This is a genomic window from Burkholderia sp. SRS-W-2-2016 (assembly GCF_001931485.1).
In the GTDB taxonomy this organism is placed as follows: domain Bacteria; phylum Pseudomonadota; class Gammaproteobacteria; order Burkholderiales; family Burkholderiaceae; genus Paraburkholderia.
In genome coordinates this window covers 402,091-418,359 of sequence record NZ_MSDV01000019.1, presented here as the reverse complement: position 1 = coordinate 418,359, position 16,269 = coordinate 402,091, and the positions used below count along the sequence as shown (strand labels likewise).

Here is a 16,269-nt window from a genome sequence, read left to right as displayed (position 1 = left end):
GGACGCGGCATGCGTCGTCCAATGTTGCTGATGCCGGCTGGGACATGATCGGGCCTCAAGCGCCGAGCGCGAGCACCGCTTCGGCGCGGGCAAGCATCTGTGCGAGGCAAGCGGCGTCGGCGGCGGGCGCGTCGATCATGAACAGCGCATCGGCGAGCGCATGCGCGGCAGTGAAATCGGCGTCCAGCCAGCCGCGCAACGCGGCCTCGGACGTCACGACGATCCGGCTGCGTTTCGCTTCGTCGAGCGCGGTGAGATCCGGAATTTCCGGCACGATCTCCGGATCGAAACCGGCGCTCGTTGCATGGAAGAAGCCCCACGTATCGTTCTCGATCAGCAGCACATAGAAGTCCGGCAACGCCAGCAACGTATCGTCGCCGTGCGTTTCTTCGATGCGGGCTTGCAGCAGGTTCAACGCGTCGATCGCCGACAGGCGCGCGCGCGCCGCCGCCAGCGCGCCATCGCCGGCCTCCAGCGGAGCGATCAGTCCGGCCTCGATCGCGTTGCGGGTCGCGACGGCCACCGGCAGCGCCGACGGATGGCTCACGCCGAATTCGAGCTTGAAGTTGCAGATCGCGCACATGATGGCATCTCAAGGGGTCACGATGTTGAACCAGAAGTCGAACGTGTCGAGCCACGACACGAATTCGCCTAACTTCTGACTGTTGCCGTCGATCTTCGTATTGCCGGCCATCACGAGTTTCTGCATGTTGGTCTTGCCCATCATGATGTCGTTGAGGTCGGCGCGCGTCATCGTGATCGTGGCGTCCGCGTTCTTCGAAGTCTTGTCGCGCGAATAGTGCAGTGCGCTGTTCTCTACTCCGAGCAGATAATGTTCGTTCGTATTGGTCAGTACCAGATTGAACGAGGCCGTCTTGCCCGCCGCGCGATCGCCGTTCAGACGAATGCCGATGAAATCGAGGAACATGTCGAGCGGCATCGCCTGAATCGTGTCCGGACTTTGCGGCGCGGGCGCAGGCGCGGGCTTCACGCCATTGCGCAACTCCATCGCGCCGGTCAGATAGAAGTTGCGCCACGACGCGGATTCCGACTGGTAGCCGAGTTGTTCGTAAGCGTCGGCCAGCAACTGTTTTGCCGCGGTGTTTTGCGGTTCCGCGAACACGACGTGATTCACGACTTCCGCGACCCAGCGATATTCGCCCTTGTTGAAATAAGCATGGGCTTTGCCGAGTACGGCCGCCGAGCCGCCCATGAACTCGACGTAGCGCTTGCCCGCGTCGGTGGGCGGCAGCCGGTGTAGATTGGCCGGCACGCCGTCGAAGAATCCGAGCCGCAGGTTGTACTGCGCGACGGCGTCGTGATAGACGGTGCCGTAATAGCTGCGGCAATACCAGCGCTTCGCGAGGCTGTCCGGAAGCCGGATGCGCTCGCCGATTTCCAGCGGCGTAAGGCCCTGGTTCGCCATCCGTAATACCTGATCGTGCATATAGCGATACATGTCGCGCTGCGCGCCGAGAAACGAGGTCACGCGATCGTTTCCCCAGGTCGGCCAGTAGTGCGAAGCGAATACCACCTGCACGTCGTCGCCGAACATCTCCAGCGATGCGTGCAGATACTTGGACCACAGCAGCGCGTCGCGCACTTTCGCGCCCCGCAGCGTGTAAAGGTTATGCAGCGTATGCGTTGCGTCTTCGGCCGCGCAGAAAGCCTTGTACTTCGGCAGATAAAACATGAATTCGGACGGCGCCTCGGATTCGGGCGCCATCAGCACGACGAGTTCCACGCCGTCGAGCGTCAGCTTCTGGCCGGTCTTTTCCGCGAATATCGACGGAACGGCGATCGTGATCGTCCCCACCGAAGTCGTCTTGCCAAGGCCGCCATCGACGATGCCGGTGGCGCTGCGCGGCAGCAGCGAGCCGTACATGAAACTGGCGCGTCGGCCCATCGCATTTCCGGCGATCACGTTCTCGCCGACCGCCGCCTCGGTGAAACCCGTCGGCGCGACGATTTTCACCTTGCCGGATTTCAGGTCCTCGTCGCTCGCGAGTCCGCGTACGCCGCCATAGTGGTCCACGTGACTGTGCGTGTAGACGACGTGGGTAATCGGCTTGTCGCCGAGATGCGGAATCACCAGCTGCTTCCACACGGTGGATGCGACTTCCGTGGTGATAAACGGATCGACCACGATATAACCCTTGTCGCCCTGAATGATGCTCATCACCGACAGATCGTAGCCGCGTACCTGCCAGATGCCGTCGACGACCTTGAACAGGCCGTGATTCATGTTCAGCTTGGCATTGCGCCAAAGGCTCGGATTCACGGTGGACGGTGCGTTGTTCTCCGGACCGCCGCTGACAAACGCGAACTGTTGCAGGTCCCAGGCGACATTGCCCGACTCGCCCTTGATGACGACGGGTTCGGGCAGCGTCGCAACGAGCCCCCGCTTCGCGTCTTCGAAATCCTGACTGTCGGCGAACGAAAGAAAGTCCGCGTATTGCTGGTTCAGCGCGATGGTTGAGGATGTCGCCGGTTTGGCTGCCGGACCGGTCGGCGTTGCGCCGGCGGCCTGCGCGAGGGTCTCGCCGACTACGCCGGACAGGCCGGTCGCGACGCCGGTGACCGCCACGTTCTTCAGGAATGCTCTGCGTCCGCCCGACCTGGCCGCGTCATCCGCTTCAGACATACACACCTCCAGTGACTCGAAGAAGGACAGGCGCACCACGCCTGCGACTGTTATCGACCACCACAGAACAGCGTTTTCGCACAACGCCGCGCGCGCGGCCATAGGGAGTTGGGGCAACGCGTTTGCCCGCAGGGGCAAACGAAACGGCGCGGGCGCGTCATTGCGGACGCAGCGACTGCTGAAGGCTCAGCAGATTCTGCGGAACGACGCGGATCAGTCCGCCGCGCGGACTGTCGATATCGGCGATCAGCGCAAGCGACAGGGACACGGTCACCGGCAGGACGAACAGCAGCACCCGCCGCCCGGTCACGCCGCGCACGCCGTAGCCCTGCATCAGGTTGCTGAAGAAAGCGATCGCGATCATCAGCATCCACGCGGAAATGGGGATGCGATTGAGCCACGCGGCCTGGGTATAGCCCGCGGTGTTGAAAACGTCGTTCATACCGCTCACCGCCAGGGCCGTGATCGGCGTCGGGCGTGCGTCGGCCGCGGTAAGAGCCGTCGACCACAACCGGGCTTGCAGCAATGCGGTCTTGTCGTTGATGAGTTCGAGTTCGTGCGCGTTGCGCGTCTTGTAGAACTCGATGCGCAACTGCAGATACTCCGCCAGCAGCGCTTTCGCCTGGGCCGCGCCGGGTGCGCCGAGCAGGTCCGCGCGCAGATACTGGGTACCGATCGCGTTGGCTTCTTCCTCCTCGTAATTCTTGCGCTGATCGTAGCGGCTGACCGCCATCGACAGCGTGAAGCCGATCAGCAGCGCGAGCAGGGTCAGCGTGGCGCCCTGCACCACGTTGTAGTTGTCGCGCGCGTCCTCCGCAAAAGGGATCACACGTTGCATGACGATCGCGCCCAACGCCGCTGCAATCGAAAGCAATACGATCAGCACGATGAACAGAAAGGCGGGGTGATGGATCAGTTCGGTCATGAGCGCTCGCGGATGCGACGGGTTTAAGTTCAATGACTCATCACGGGATCTACCACCATGGCTTTTCTCATAGATCAGGTATGCGAACCATAGGGACTTCGGGCAACCGGATTGCCCTTTGGGGAAATCCGCGGCAATTTGCTTTCCTTCCTGCGAATCCGCCGCTAGATTGAATACCGCAGTTTCTTTTTCCGGATTGCTGACCGCATCGGGCATCGCCCGAAGGGGGACGCTCGCTGATCGACGTTGGGCCGAGGACCACGCATGCCAGTGTCGTTGGGACATCGTTGCGCGAGCTGGGCGGCAGCCTGTTGCGTGTCGGCCGGGCGGCCGGCTTACGGAGCCGGTTCACGGACAGCGCGCCGCGCCCGCGAACGGACCGCGCGGGTTAACCGCGCGCTACTGATCTTCGTCGCGCAGTGGCTCGTTGCCGGCACGGTCGCGGCGCAGGTCCCGGCGGCCCCGACTTTCACCGGACCGGATGTGCAACGCCGCGCCAACGCGGTGCTGGCGCTGCTGTCCTTCACGGTCACGCCGGACTTATCGGCAAGCACGCTCGGTATCCGCAACGGCGCCACCGACAATCCGTCGCTGAACATGACGCAATTCGGCGGCGGCTTTACGATGAGCCCGAACTTTCCGCTATATCTCGAAGGCGCGCTGGGCGGCTCGCGCTACGATCCGACTTTCATCGCGACCGACGGTCAGGTCTCGCGTGCGCTGCCCACGCGCTGGACGAACGTCGCCGCAACCGGCGGCATCGGCTGGGACTTTCCGCTCAACCAGAAACGCGATCTGGTCATTCGACCGATTTTCAACTTCTCGCTCGGCGAGGTATTGAGCGACGCAAGCGCGGCGCAATTTCTTCTCAACCGTAAAACCGACAGCAATATCGACTTCATCCGCAACGGTTCGCTGAGCGCCTATGGGTTGGGCGGCTCGCTGATGCTGGCCTGGTATCCGCGCATGGAGCCGTACGAATTCGATCTCGAACTGCGTTATACCGACATTTATCTACAGAGCTTCGGCTCGTCCAGTGCCGTGCGCGGCTCGGCCAATGCCGAATCGACCAACCTCTACGCGCGCTGGCGTGCGCCTACCGGCCTGCTGGCCCTACACCGCCCGCTGCGCTATGTGCTCGAACTTTCCCACTCGACTTATCTCGGCAGTCAGGCGGACATTCTCGGCTTCAATCAATTGACGTCGCTCGGCGTGGGGCTGGAGATCGATACCGGTGCGGTGACGAAGCTGTTTTCACGGTTGCGGTTCGTCGGGCGCTATGCGTTCGGCAGAAACGTGACAGGCATCTCGCTCGGCATTGCGCTGAGCTTCTGAAGGCATCGAAACATCCCGCTCGCTCCGGAGAGACGCGATGAAATTTCCCAGCCGTATTGCCGCCCTATTCGTGTTGACGCTGAGCCTGCTTGCCGTCGGAGTACCGGCGCTGGCCGCCGACGCGCCCGCCGGCGCGCCGACGCTGCGCGTCGCGATTGCGCCGATCGCGCCGTTCGTGCTGCCGCAAAGCGGCGAGCCGCAAGGCTTCAGCATCGATATCTGGAACGAAGTGGCGCGGCGCATCCGGATGGATTTCGTCTGGCGTCCATACCGGACCCAGACCGATTTGCTGTCCGCGTTGCAGCAAGGACAAGTCGACGCGGCGATCTCCGCGATCGCCATGACACCTGCGCGTGAGCGCAGCGTGGACTTCTCGGTTCCCTATTTCGATTCGGGGCTGCAAATCATGGTGCGCGCGAACAACGAGCGCTCGTTCCTCGAGTCGCTATCGACGGTGCCGTGGCTCGCAATCGTGCAACTCGTGGGTTTGAGCGCGTTGATTCTGTTCGGACTCGCCAACCTTGTCTGGCTGGTGGAACGCAAGCGCGATCCGGCTTTTCAGAAGCCCTATCTGCATGCGATCGGCGAAGGAGCATGGGTGACGATGCTGATCATCGCCACCGGTGAATATGGAGAACGCGGGACGGGCGGCTTGTGGAGACGCATGCTGGTACCCGCGATGTGGGTGGTCGGCGTCATCCTGATCGCTCAATTGACGGCGACCGTGACCTCTTCGCAAACGGTCGCGCGCCTTCAGTCCAGCATCCGCGGTCCGGACGATCTGCCGGGCAAGAAGATCGGCACGGTGCCGGCAACCGTCGCGGCCGAATATCTGACCGACCGGGGCTTGCCGTACGTTGACATCAGGAGTGCGGACCAGGGCTTCCAGGCGCTGATGCGCGGCGATATACAGGCAATCGTCTACGACGCGCCGACTCTGCAATACTGGGCGGCTCGCTTCGGCAGTCAGTCGCTGGCCGTTGTCGGCCCCGTCTTTCTGCCGGAAAAGTACGGCATCGCGGTGGCCACCGGCAACAACCTGCGCAAACCGATCAATGAAGCGCTGCTGGCGATGTATGAAGACGGGACCTACGAGCGGATTTACGGCAAGTGGTTCTCGCGGGGGAAATAACGCATTGCGACGGTTGCGCGCAAACGCTCGTTACGTGCAATTTGCCGAGTGGCACAGGTACTTCTTGCCGGACCGACGCGCGAACTTCTGACGGCGTCGTGGCCCCACCGGTCACTGTTACAGCCCCTGGCACAAAAGGCGGAGGTATTGGCCCCAGATATCCTCTCGACCTCGTTAGACTCTTCAATCAGGGCCAATCGCTCATAAGCTGCGATCTGGTCACTGCCCGGGATATCGGCAACGCCCGCGATTATTCGGAAGTATCTCCTGGCGGTAATCGTCCGCTTATTGCCGACGGCGAAGCGATATATGCCGGCCGCGCATCAAGCAAACGAACTCGTACTATCAATCGAACCAATCGAACCATATGCGAGGAGGCGCACTGAGAACATCGAATTTCTGTCGACTCGATCTGGCTTCATCTGCTTTACTTGGTAATCCAACCATAAGAGCGTCATAGCCAGATGCCGTCGACATGAAAAGCGGCCCATTCTCTCGTCCGGATGTGCCGCGTTGCTTTCCCGAATAATGGCTGCCAATTCGATCTTCAGCACAGCGCTGAACCGCCGATCTTTGCAACCTTGCATCAGACTAAAGACTATGAGCTTACAAGGCGAAAATCTCGTATCCGCGGAACCTCAAGAAGGTTGCGATCACAACGAGCAAGCCACGATTCGTACGACAGTTTCAGCGACGACGCCCTCCGTTACCGTCGTGATGGCCAACTTCAACGGCGCGAACTGGATCGAAGAAGCAATCCAGTCCGTGCAGAGACAAAGCGTGGCCGATTGGGAACTGATCGTGGTGGACGATGCATCGACCGACGCCAGCGTGGACATTGTCCGCGCCGCTGCCGCGATCGACCCGCGTATCGTTCTGCTGACTTCGAAAACCAACGCAGGACCATCGATCGCGCGTAACCGGGCGCTGGATCGCGCGCGAGGGCGCTGGATCACGATCCTCGACAGCGACGACCGGTTCTCGCCCGGACGCCTCGAGGCGTTGCTCGCAAAAGCCGGGGCCACCGGCGCGGGGATCGTCGCCGATGACCTGTTGATCATGAACGAAAGCGGCACCCTCACCGGGTATTCACTGCTCGGCCTGAGTAGCGAAAGAACCTTCGATGCGGTCGCGCTCGTCAATGCACCGAATCTCGGCTATCTGCAGCCGATGATCAAAACGGAACTGCTCACCGGGCTCCGGTACGACGCGCGGGTTCGCTCCGCCGAAGACTTCGATCTGCTGTTGCGCGTGCTGGTCGAACGCGATGCGCAAATGCTCGTCTTTCCGGCGCTGGGCTACCACTATCGCAGACGAGGCGATTCGCTTTCCACCGACAAATCCGCGGACCGGCGCGCGCTGCGCGGCATGCTCGATGCGAATGCGCGCTTCCGCGCGTCGCACGCGCTGTCCGGACGGTTAGCCGACGCGTGCGCGCATCGGCAGCGCACACTCGAAACCTCGCTTCGCTGGGTCGATGTCACCGAGGCCGTGCGCGAAAAGCGCTTCTCGGCAGCGCTCCGGCACACACTCGGTCACCCACGGGTGCTCGGTTGCGCCGCGCAATTCGTGGCGAAGCGCTTTCGCGCTCATGTACTCGGCAACAAGCGCCGCGCCGAAACGTTGGGGCTCTAGGCAGGAACACAGCGCACACCCGGACGTCGGCAAAACGTAAGGCGGCATTCATTCGACGCGCGGGCGATCACCTACGGTTTCCCTGGCACTGCGTAGCAGTTAGACGGACTTTCATCAGATAGATGTACGGACCAGTTTCCGCAGCTTCAGCTGGAAAAACGGCCGCTACGATAAAGATGTGAGGAGCCACCGAATGAGGTTATATCCGCTCGCGCCCGCCTACGATGCAGGCGGCGTATTCGAACTCGCCGTGGAGCCGGGCCGGCGCTTCTCGATCGCGATCTACCGGCAAGGCATCGAAGAAGCGCTCGTGTTTCACTGCGGCATCCGCGTAGAGGAATGCGGCGCGATCGCTTGCGATCGGGCGAGCGGGCAATGGGTTCTGACTTCGCCGCATGGACAAGCCGCACCGGATCGCGACGGCGTATGGCGCTGGCCGAGCTTCAGGTTTCGCTTCGATCGCGACGATGCGACGACCGGCGTGTATGTCGCGGTCGCTTACGAGGTGCGCGCTAACGGCGAACCGGTACACCCGCTCGGGCGGCGCTGTGCGATGCGCGAGCCGATAGACGGGCTGCCGCCGGACAGCAAAAGCATGGCGATGCTGGTTGCGCGCCCTCCGCGCCCCTGCGCATCGATCGCTTATATCGTGCCGATCGCGACGTATCACGCGTATAACTCGATCGGCGCCGGCGGCTTTTATCACGACCCTGTTCGCCGCAAGAAACGCGTCATGACCGTGACGCTGCTCAGACCGGGCGGCGGCTTCGGCGCCCAGTTCGGCGAGCCGGCCGACCCCTATGATCCTCGTTCCCCGCGTCAGCAGTTCGCCCATTGGGACGCGAAGTTCGTGCGCTGGCTGCAGACGAAGAACATCGCCTGCGACTTCTACACCGACCTGGATCTCGACGACGGTGAGCGGCTCGATCTGAGCCAGTATCGCTGCGTGCTGAGCGTCGGTCATCACGAGTACTGGAGCAGGCGCATGCGCGAGCGCACGGCCGGCTTTATTGCCGATGGCGGACATCATGCGATCTTTAGCGGCAACACCTGCTTTCGGCCGATCGAATTTTCGCGCGGCGGCGCGGCTTCATCCGATCTGCGTATGACCCGGCTTGCGGAAAATTGGCCCGGTCACGACGAAAGCGATCTGATCGGGCTGAGTTATGGCTATGGCGGCGGCTGGTGGGGAGAATGGCGCCTGCTACGGGGCGGCTGGATCAGGAAGGAACGTCCGGCGGTGGGTTTCCGGATCGAGGACGCGAGTCACTGGGCACTCGCCGGCACGCAGTTGAGGAACGGCGATATCCTGGGTGCCGAAGATCGGCTGGTCGGCTATGAAGTGGATGGTTTGCCGCCGACGTCGAATGGTTTTCACGTGCTTGGAAAGACCGCGGTGCTCGACGGCTGGGATGTCGGCGGACGCGGGGTGTTTGGTGTGCTGGAGAGGACGGTTGAGAGTGGCGTGCAGCCCGGTATCGTCTTTAATGCCGGCACGACCGACTGGGCTCGGGTTCTGATGGATTCGCGCGCGGAAAGTCAGACGGTTGTCGATCGGATTACCAGTAATGTGTTTGAACGGTTGGTGGGGAGTTCTAGTCATCACGGCAGGCGGTCTGTTGTGGCGCAGGTTTAGATGAGGGCTGACAACGTCAATGAACTCCGCAGCGAAATCGGGCTGTTGGATCGTCATTACTGCACTCTCTCTAATCACTTGTCTCGACATCTACCAGAAGGCCATCGTCGACGACCCAAAAAGCTGACACAACACATCCCCCTTGACTTAGAGTGCACTCTAACTCCTAACCTAGGGTCCGTCATGTCGAAATCGCTCACGATCGGTCAGGTGGCCGCGGCCACCGGTGTTTCCGCGCATACCCTGCGTTACTACGAGCAGGCGGGCCTGTTGCGCGCAGTCGGGCGCACCGATGCCGGACATCGCCTGTACTCGCCCGCCGATCTGGACTGGCTGCAATTCGTCATGCGCCTGAAAGCGACGGGAATGCCGATAGCTTCGATCAAGGCATTCTCCGAGCTACGTGCGCAAGGCGACTCGACGTACGGTGCGCGCCGCGAAATGCTCACCGGGCATCGCGACGCGGTTCTCGCGCATATCGCCGGACTGCAGGCCAATCTCGCCGCAATCGTGGACAAGATCGGCTGGTACGAGAGCGCGGCGAGAAATGCGCCGAAAAATGCGGCCAGAAATGCAGCGAGAAATGCGGCAACAAACGCGCCACGACATGACGACAGTTTCCAATCACCTCACCAGGAAAACGACCCGTCATGGATACCGGAATCAACACCACGCAAGCGAACCAGGACCGCTACGCACAGGGCTGGCAAAAACTGAAGCAGATCGACGGCGAGGTCGGCGAAAAGGTCGTCGCCGCGCTCGCGCCGATCGCTCCGGACTTCGGCCGCATGTTGATCGAATTCGGCTTCGGCGACATTTATAGTCGCCCGCAACTCGATCTGCGCGCCCGCGAGATTGCGACGATCGCAGCGCTAGCTGCGCTCGGCAACGCGCAGCCGCAACTGAAGATTCATATCGAGGCGGCGCTGAATGTAGGCTGCACGCGCGACGAGATCGTCGAGGTGTTCATCCAGATGGCGCTCTATGCGGGCTTTCCGGCGGCCCTGAATGCGTTGTTCGCCGCGCACGAAGTGTTTGCCGCGCGAAACATCGAATAGGCTGCGCGTGCGTGCCGCAACGCGCTGAACGGCCACGCGCGGAGACCGTCTCAAGCTCGTAATTCTGCCCTCGCGGTCAACTCGATCGCGAAGGCAGGACGGACCATGATGAAAACGTTCCAGAGGTCTACGAGTGGGCTCCCGACGAGCGACTCGCCACATCGACCGTGACGATTTCATAGCCGGGATCGGCATGCTCGTTCGCGACCTTGGTCGCCTCCTCATACGAGCGAAAGGACGTGGCTTCCTTGATTTCCGGCGCCATGCCGATATCGCCGTCCTCCGCGGTGCAGAGGAATTTCTCGCCGGTCTTCACGACATAGACGGTTGTCATGTTTGCCTCCATTCATCGATTGCACGGCAATTTCCAGTCTAGCAGCCCGGCAAAATCGCGCATGGTTCGCCAATTTCGCTTCCGCAGCATTGGCGCCGCGCGCCGCCTACACCAACGGAATATAGATATCGGTCTGCCACTGATCCAGCGGCGTCTCCGGAAAAACACTCAGATAGTGGAAAAACAGCGGCTGATCCCGCAGCTCTTCTCCGCTGCCGGGCAACCAGTCGCGGTAGATCGGATAGATCGTCTCGCCGATATGGTCGGTCGAGCCCGTATGCCGGACCACCGCGCAGCGGCCACCGGGAATCACGAGTTCGCGCACGCCGAACCCATTCGGCGCGACCGCTTCGCCGATCTCTCCGCAAATGTCGAAGCGGAATTGCTCTCCGGGGGTGGTATCCGGATTGCTGCGCGGAATGCCGAAGGATCGATTCGAAGCCGGCGGCGATTGCCCGCTCTGTTTGCGCCAATCGATAAACTTGCGCACGCTTTCATTGACGAGCCCGGGTGGCCCAACGTGCTCCAGTGCGGCGACACGCGTGTCGGCAAAATCGACGATTCGTACCTGCATGTTCAGTTTCCTCGAAAGATAAGGGACAACAAAGTTCGCACTCCAGACCTGCCAGTTCGGCTGACGCCGGAACGTGCTCGGCGCGACGCCGAATGCCCGCCTGAATGCGCGACTAAAAGCTTCGGGACTATCGAAGCCCGCATCGGCGGCCGCATCGAGTACCGTGCAGGCGTCGCGCGCGGCGAGCCTGCGGGCGGCTCGACGCAACCGCATCAGTTGCACGTAGCGGGCAACCGGCACCCCGACATACGCGGCGAACTGCCGGTGAAAATGAAACTTCGAGAAGTTCGCGACGCGGCTCAGCGCGTCGACGGACAGATCGCCCTCGAGATTCGCATCGATGTAGGCAAGCGTGGCCTCGAAGCGCCGGGTATAGGCGGTTACAGCATTGGCGTGAACTAGCATGGTCTGGTTCGTGTGAGTTGCGCTATGTTCGCCGATGGTTCGCGCCTCTGCCTAGCCGATCTTGCTCGATCTTCGTTGCGCGCCGCGGCGGTAAAATCCCGCCAAGCGATCAAGCGGCCTGAAAGGTACAAGTTGACTGAGTTTGAGCAGGGTTTCATTCTGACCCGACATTGGCGGGACACCCCCGCCGGCACCGAAATCGAATTCTGGCTGGCCACGGACAGCGGGCCGCGCCACATCCGTCTGCGCCCCCAGCCGTCGGTTGCGTTCGTCCCCGCCGAACATCGCGAGCGCGCGGAAACGATCCTGCGCCGCGACGCCCCGCTCGATCTGCGTTCTCTCGACCTGCGCGACTTCCAGCATCGCCCGGTGATGGGCCTCTACTGCCCGCAATATCGCCAGCTAAAGGGCTACGAAAAACGCCTGCGGGAAGGCGGTGTCGACGTCTACGAAGCCGACGTCCAGCCGCCCGAGCGCTACATGATGGAGCGCTTCATCACGGCGCCGGTGTACTTCGGCGGCGAGCCGCAACAGAATGGCCCGCTACTGAATAGCGAACTGAAACCGGCCAACGACTATCGGCCGCCGCTGAAGCTGGTTTCGCTCGATATCGAAACCAGCGCACACGCCGAGTTGTATTCGATCGCGCTCGAAGGCTGCGGCGAACGCCAGGTCTATATGCTCGGCCCGCCGAACGCCGAAGCCGGCGACCTCGATTTCAAGCTCGAGTACTGCGAAACCCGCGCCGAACTGCTGGAAAAATTCATCGCGTGGATGGAGCGGCATGATCCGGATGCGATCATCGGCTGGAATCTGGTGCAGTTCGATCTGAAAGTATTGCAGCAGCATGCCGAGCAGTACCGCGTACCGTTGCGGATCGGCCGTGGCGGCGCGGTGATGGAATGGCGCGAGCACGGCGTCACGCGCAACCACTTTTTCGCGGGCGCGGCGGGCCGGCTGATCATCGACGGGATCGAGGCGCTGCGCTCGGCAACATGGAGCTTTCCGTCGTTCAGCCTGGAATACGTGTCGCGTTCGGTGCTCGGCGAAGGCAAGGCGATCGACAATCCGTATCAGCGCATGGACGAAATCCAGCGCCGCTTCGACGAAGACAAGCCCGAACTCGCGCGCTACAACCTGAAGGACTGCGAACTCGTCACGCGCATCTTCGCGAAGACCGAGTTGCTGCGCTTCCTGCTCGAACGCGCGACCGTCACCGGATTGCCCGCCGATCGCAGCGGCGGTTCGGTCGCCGCGTTCACGCATCTGTACATGCCGCGCATGCATCGGCAAGGTTATGTCGCGCCGAATCTCGGCGACGTCGCCGGCGCCGCGAGCCCCGGCGGCTTCGTGATGGATTCGCGTCCCGGCCTCTACGATTCGGTGCTGGTGCTCGACTACAAGAGCCTGTATCCGTCGATCATCCGCACGTTCCTGATCGATCCGCTCGGCCTGGTCGAAGGAATGCTGCATCCGGACGACGAGCACTCGGTGCCCGGCTTTCTCGGCGCGCGCTTCTCGCGCACGCGCCACTGTCTGCCGTCGATCGTCGCGCAGGTGTGGCAAGGGCGCGAAGCGGCCAAGCGTGAGCACAACAAGCCGCTGTCGCAAGCGCTGAAAATCATCATGAACGCGTTCTACGGCGTGCTCGGCTCGACCGGCTGCCGTTTCTTCGATCCGCGCCTCGCGTCGTCGATCACGATGCGCGGCCACGAGATCATGCATACGACGCGCGAGCTGATCGAAGCGCAAGGCTACCAGGTGATCTACGGCGACACCGATTCGACCTTCGTGTGGCTCAAGCATGCGCATGACGAGGCCGACGCCGCGCGCATCGGCCGCGCGCTCGTCGAGCATATCAACGCGGCGTGGCGGGACAAACTGCAAACGCGTTTCGGCCTTGAAAGCGCGCTCGAATTGCAATTCGAGCGGCACTACCGGCGCTTTTTCATGCCGACGGTGCGCGGCACCGAGGAAGGCAGCAAGAAGCGCTACGCGGGTCTCACCGTGTTGCCGGACGGCAGCGAGGACGTCGTCTACAAGGGACTCGAAACCGTCCGCACCGACTGGACGCCGCTCGCGCAGCAATTCCAGCAGGAGCTATACGGGCGCATCTTCCGGCAGCAGCCGTATCAGGATTACGTGCGCGACTATGTGCGCGATACGCTCGCCGGCCGGCTCGACGACCGGCTCGTCTATCGCAAGCAGGTCCGGCGGCCGCTCGACGCGTACGAGCGCAACGTGCCGCCGCACGTGCGCGCGGCGCGCGTCGCCGACGACTTCAATCGCAAGCAGGGACGGCCGCTGCAATATCAGAACGGCGGCTGGATCAGCTACGTGATCACGGTCGCCGGACCCGAGCCGCTCGAAACACTGCGCTCGGCGATCGACTACGAGCACTATCTGAGCAAGCAATTACAGCCGGTCGCCGATGCGATTCTGCCGCTGTTGCGCGACGATTTCACGACGCTGATGTCGGGGCAGAAGCAGTTGTTTTGATGCTGGTCCCGCTCCTTCGCCCCGAGTAAAGGCCGCGTCGTGCCTACTACTTCTGCGCGGGCCACACGAACGGCGCGGGCCGTTTGATGCAATGCTATTTCCGCTGGTCTGGCCAGAATTACGGGGCACGTGCCGGGGCCGGCTTGAGCGTAGTGGCAACCAGATTGGCAATTGCCTTCTTCGTTTGCTCCGTCGCGTTCTCGTCGTACCCGATTATCACGCCTCGTTCGACGCAAGGGTCCGCATAGGAGAACGGCAGATTGCTTTTGACGTTAAGCAATTGCCCCGCACTGCGTTCTTCCCATGCACAGTTGCGTACGGTTTGCGCCTTTGGAAGCGGAGTTGGACGTGCGAAAGCGCGCGCATCGAAAATATGATTGACCCCGGCAAACTCGGTAAGCTCGACGTCCGCCCCCTTGGCCTTCAGCCGTTCTACATAGGCCTTGCACGGTGCAATTGGGTCGTAGTTGTCTGCGCTTCCATGGAATATGCGAATAGGCACCTTCGAGACGTTATCGTCGTCCAGGTAGTGAGCACTGCAGTCTGGGTACAGCGGAACATAGGCTGCGAATCCTGGCGTGGCCGCATCCGCATGCGCTTTCTGGAAGCGGATCATGCTCGCATAGAGCGTGCCTTGCCCACCACGAGAAAATCCCATCAGCATCACGCGGCTGGGGTCGACACGAGAATGTTTGGAAATAAGGCTGAGCGCGCGATACGCGTCTTCTATCTGGGCGAGTCTTCCAAGCTGACTCTGGTCATTGATTGTGGTTGCTATGCCTCGACCCGTGAAACTATCGACAACGAAAGTGGCAACGCCCAACGACAGAAACCACTGCTCCCAGTCCGCGACCTGGCCGCCAATACCCCCGGACGGGTGCAGCAGTATGACGGCGGGCAGTCTGTCGGTTCCAGGTCGAGGCAGCCGCAATTCACCGGCTATCGTCACGTGCTTGCCGTCTTCGCTTCCGGCGAGAAACGCCTCGTCTGTCAGCGTCATTGACTCGAATGGAATGACTTCCATACGCGCTACCTGTGCATAGAGGATGCGCGGAATACACAGGAGCACAAGGACTAGCCAAAGGAACCGAAAGCCTCTCACGATTGCGAACATGACCCTCTCCCTTGAGTACGGACAGAGTTATTTATGCAGCGTTATAGGCGCTCCGGGCAAGAATGCAATGCAAACGGCAGAATTGTCGTGATACGACAGACGGTGACGGCAGAGGGCAGGTACTTATTCGATTCGCCGGACGCGGGGTCTACGAAAAACGGGGATTCGAGTCACTTTTCGCCGTCCAGAGTCGCCTTGCGCAGTCGCCGCGCCCCCCAAAGTAGTATTCTCCCCAGCACCCCATCGACGACGATCTCACTCCAGGAGCCAAGCTAATGGGAAGCATCGACGCACTCATCGTGGCGGCAATCGCCTTTGTCGGCAGCCACTTTCTTCTGTCCCATCCGCTGCGCGCGGGCGTGGTCCGCGCGATCGGCGAACGGGGCTTCCAGGGTGTTTATTCGCTGATTGCGATCCTGACGTTCGGCTGGATGGTGATGGCGTTCCGCCGGGCGCCGGTATCCGCGCCGCTATGGGCGGTCGGTGACGCGCTCTGGGCAGTGGCGACCGTGCTGATGTTGCTCGCGTCGATCCTGTTGATGGGTTCGCTGATCCGCAACCCGGCGTTGCCGAGCGGCGGCCGCCCCGCCGCATTGCCCGACACGGCGCACGGCGTGTTCGCGATCACCCGTCACCCGATGATGTGGGCGTTCGCGCTATGGGGCTTCTGTCATATCGCCGTGCTGCCGACCTCCCGGAACATCGTGCTCGCGGGCGCGATCATCGTCCTCGCGCTGGCCGGCGCGGCGTTGCAGGACCGCAAGAAGCAGCAACTGCAACCGGAGTTGTGGCCCGCATGGGAGGCGAAGACGAGTTATCTGCCGTTCGCGGCGATCGCCGCCGGCCGGGCGCGGCTGGGCGGCTTCGGGATGCACACGCAGGCGGGCGGCGTGGTGGTGTGGCTCGTCGCGACGTGGGCGCATATGCCGCTCGCCGGATGGGCCGCCGGTATCTGGCGCTGGTTATAAGGTCTGCTTA

14 protein-coding genes are annotated in these 16,269 nt (G+C 62.0%); 8 read left to right on the top strand and 6 right to left on the bottom strand.

Features of this window, described 5'->3' with window-relative positions; translation table 11 throughout:
* Nucleotides 1-55 precede the first annotated feature (55 nt).
* The 3 genes from BTH42_RS08270 to BTH42_RS08260 form a co-directional block, all read right to left on the bottom strand.
* A complete protein-coding gene (locus BTH42_RS08270; protein ID WP_075297727.1) occupies nucleotides 56-583 on the bottom strand; it encodes a hypothetical protein in 528 nt (175 codons plus the stop codon).
* Nucleotides 584-592: 9 nt separating this feature from the next.
* Nucleotides 593-2,644 carry an alkyl/aryl-sulfatase gene (locus tag BTH42_RS08265; RefSeq protein ID WP_083654697.1) on the bottom strand — a complete coding sequence of 684 codons (2,052 nt, stop codon included), beginning with the start codon at nucleotides 2,642-2,644 and terminating at the stop codon, nucleotides 593-595.
* A 157-nt stretch (nucleotides 2,645-2,801) separates the two neighbouring features.
* Nucleotides 2,802-3,785 carry a hypothetical protein gene (locus BTH42_RS08260; RefSeq protein WP_305954782.1) on the bottom strand — a complete coding sequence of 328 codons (984 nt, stop codon included), beginning with the start codon at nucleotides 3,783-3,785 and terminating at the stop codon, nucleotides 2,802-2,804.
* Between the two features lie 267 nt (nucleotides 3,786-4,052).
* Between BTH42_RS08260 and BTH42_RS08255 the strand changes: the two genes are divergently transcribed.
* The 6 genes from BTH42_RS08255 to BTH42_RS08230 all read left to right on the top strand — a co-directional run bounded on the left by BTH42_RS08255 (nucleotide 4,053) and on the right by BTH42_RS08230 (nucleotide 10,365).
* Nucleotides 4,053-4,904 (top strand): hypothetical protein, encoded by an 852-nt coding sequence (locus tag BTH42_RS08255; protein WP_143751997.1) that lies wholly within the window; start codon nucleotides 4,053-4,055, stop codon nucleotides 4,902-4,904.
* Between the two features lie 37 nt (nucleotides 4,905-4,941).
* Nucleotides 4,942-6,036, top strand: coding sequence for a transporter substrate-binding domain-containing protein (locus tag BTH42_RS08250; protein WP_075297723.1), 1,095 nt, complete (start codon nucleotides 4,942-4,944; stop codon nucleotides 6,034-6,036).
* A gap of 528 nt (nucleotides 6,037-6,564) precedes the next feature.
* On the top strand, nucleotides 6,565-7,671 hold the full coding sequence (locus BTH42_RS08245) for a glycosyltransferase (RefSeq protein ID WP_256701882.1): 1,107 nt from the start codon (nucleotides 6,565-6,567) through the stop codon (nucleotides 7,669-7,671).
* Between the two features lie 250 nt (nucleotides 7,672-7,921).
* A complete protein-coding gene (locus BTH42_RS08240; RefSeq protein WP_256701881.1) occupies nucleotides 7,922-9,307 on the top strand; it encodes a N,N-dimethylformamidase beta subunit family domain-containing protein in 1,386 nt (461 codons plus the stop codon).
* Nucleotides 9,308-9,490: 183 nt separating this feature from the next.
* Nucleotides 9,491-10,024 carry a MerR family transcriptional regulator gene (locus tag BTH42_RS08235; RefSeq protein ID WP_075297717.1) on the top strand — a complete coding sequence of 178 codons (534 nt, stop codon included), beginning with the start codon at nucleotides 9,491-9,493 and terminating at the stop codon, nucleotides 10,022-10,024.
* The gene (locus BTH42_RS08230) at nucleotides 9,958-10,365 is read left to right on the top strand and encodes a carboxymuconolactone decarboxylase family protein (RefSeq protein ID WP_075297715.1); all 408 of its coding nucleotides are present in this window, start codon (nucleotides 9,958-9,960) and stop codon (nucleotides 10,363-10,365) included. The genes BTH42_RS08235 and BTH42_RS08230 overlap by 67 nt, the downstream gene beginning before the upstream one ends.
* Nucleotides 10,366-10,492: 127 nt before the next feature.
* Here BTH42_RS08230 and BTH42_RS08225 read toward each other — a convergent pair whose 3' ends face one another.
* A complete protein-coding gene (locus BTH42_RS08225) occupies nucleotides 10,493-10,699 on the bottom strand; it encodes a hypothetical protein (RefSeq protein WP_075297713.1) in 207 nt (68 codons plus the stop codon).
* Nucleotides 10,700-10,805: 106 nt separating this feature from the next.
* Nucleotides 10,806-11,678, bottom strand: a complete 873-nt coding sequence (locus BTH42_RS08220) for a GyrI-like domain-containing protein (protein WP_075297711.1) — start codon at nucleotides 11,676-11,678, stop codon at nucleotides 10,806-10,808.
* A gap of 132 nt (nucleotides 11,679-11,810) precedes the next feature.
* On the opposite strand from BTH42_RS08220, the gene BTH42_RS08215 reads away from it, so the two are divergent.
* The gene (locus tag BTH42_RS08215) at nucleotides 11,811-14,177 is read left to right on the top strand and encodes a DNA polymerase II (RefSeq protein ID WP_075297709.1); all 2,367 of its coding nucleotides are present in this window, start codon (nucleotides 11,811-11,813) and stop codon (nucleotides 14,175-14,177) included.
* 118 nt (nucleotides 14,178-14,295) lie between these two features.
* Here BTH42_RS08215 and BTH42_RS08210 read toward each other — a convergent pair whose 3' ends face one another.
* Nucleotides 14,296-15,201, bottom strand: a complete 906-nt coding sequence (locus BTH42_RS08210) for a dienelactone hydrolase family protein (protein ID WP_256701880.1) — start codon at nucleotides 15,199-15,201, stop codon at nucleotides 14,296-14,298.
* A 365-nt stretch (nucleotides 15,202-15,566) separates the two neighbouring features.
* Between BTH42_RS08210 and BTH42_RS08205 the strand changes: the two genes are divergently transcribed.
* The gene (locus BTH42_RS08205; protein WP_075297705.1) at nucleotides 15,567-16,259 is read left to right on the top strand and encodes an NnrU family protein; all 693 of its coding nucleotides are present in this window, start codon (nucleotides 15,567-15,569) and stop codon (nucleotides 16,257-16,259) included.
* Nucleotides 16,260-16,269 lie beyond the last annotated feature (10 nt).

What these genes read in the sequence shown, in the direction of transcription:
- BTH42_RS08225 (WP_075297713.1), bottom strand. Translation starts at nt 10,699, where the DNA reads ATGACAACCGTCTATGTCGTGAAGACCGGCGAGAAATTCCTCTGCACC.
- BTH42_RS08265 (WP_083654697.1), bottom strand. Translation starts at nt 2,644, where the DNA reads ATGTCTGAAGCGGATGACGCGGCCAGGTCGGGCGGACGCAGAGCATTC.
- BTH42_RS08205 (WP_075297705.1), top strand. Translation starts at nt 15,567, where the DNA reads ATGGGAAGCATCGACGCACTCATCGTGGCGGCAATCGCCTTTGTCGGC.
- BTH42_RS08250 (WP_075297723.1), top strand. Translation starts at nt 4,942, where the DNA reads ATGAAATTTCCCAGCCGTATTGCCGCCCTATTCGTGTTGACGCTGAGC.
- BTH42_RS08210 (WP_256701880.1), bottom strand. Translation starts at nt 15,201, where the DNA reads ATGGAAGTCATTCCATTCGAGTCAATGACGCTGACAGACGAGGCGTTT.
- BTH42_RS08270 (WP_075297727.1), bottom strand. Translation starts at nt 583, where the DNA reads ATGTGCGCGATCTGCAACTTCAAGCTCGAATTCGGCGTGAGCCATCCG.
- BTH42_RS08220 (WP_075297711.1), bottom strand. Translation starts at nt 11,678, where the DNA reads ATGCTAGTTCACGCCAATGCTGTAACCGCCTATACCCGGCGCTTCGAG.
- BTH42_RS08260 (WP_305954782.1), bottom strand. Translation starts at nt 3,785, where the DNA reads ATGCCCGATGCGGTCAGCAATCCGGAAAAAGAAACTGCGGTATTCAAT.
- BTH42_RS08230 (WP_075297715.1), top strand. Translation starts at nt 9,958, where the DNA reads ATGGATACCGGAATCAACACCACGCAAGCGAACCAGGACCGCTACGCA.
- BTH42_RS08235 (WP_075297717.1), top strand. Translation starts at nt 9,491, where the DNA reads ATGTCGAAATCGCTCACGATCGGTCAGGTGGCCGCGGCCACCGGTGTT.
- BTH42_RS08245 (WP_256701882.1), top strand. Translation starts at nt 6,565, where the DNA reads ATGGCTGCCAATTCGATCTTCAGCACAGCGCTGAACCGCCGATCTTTG.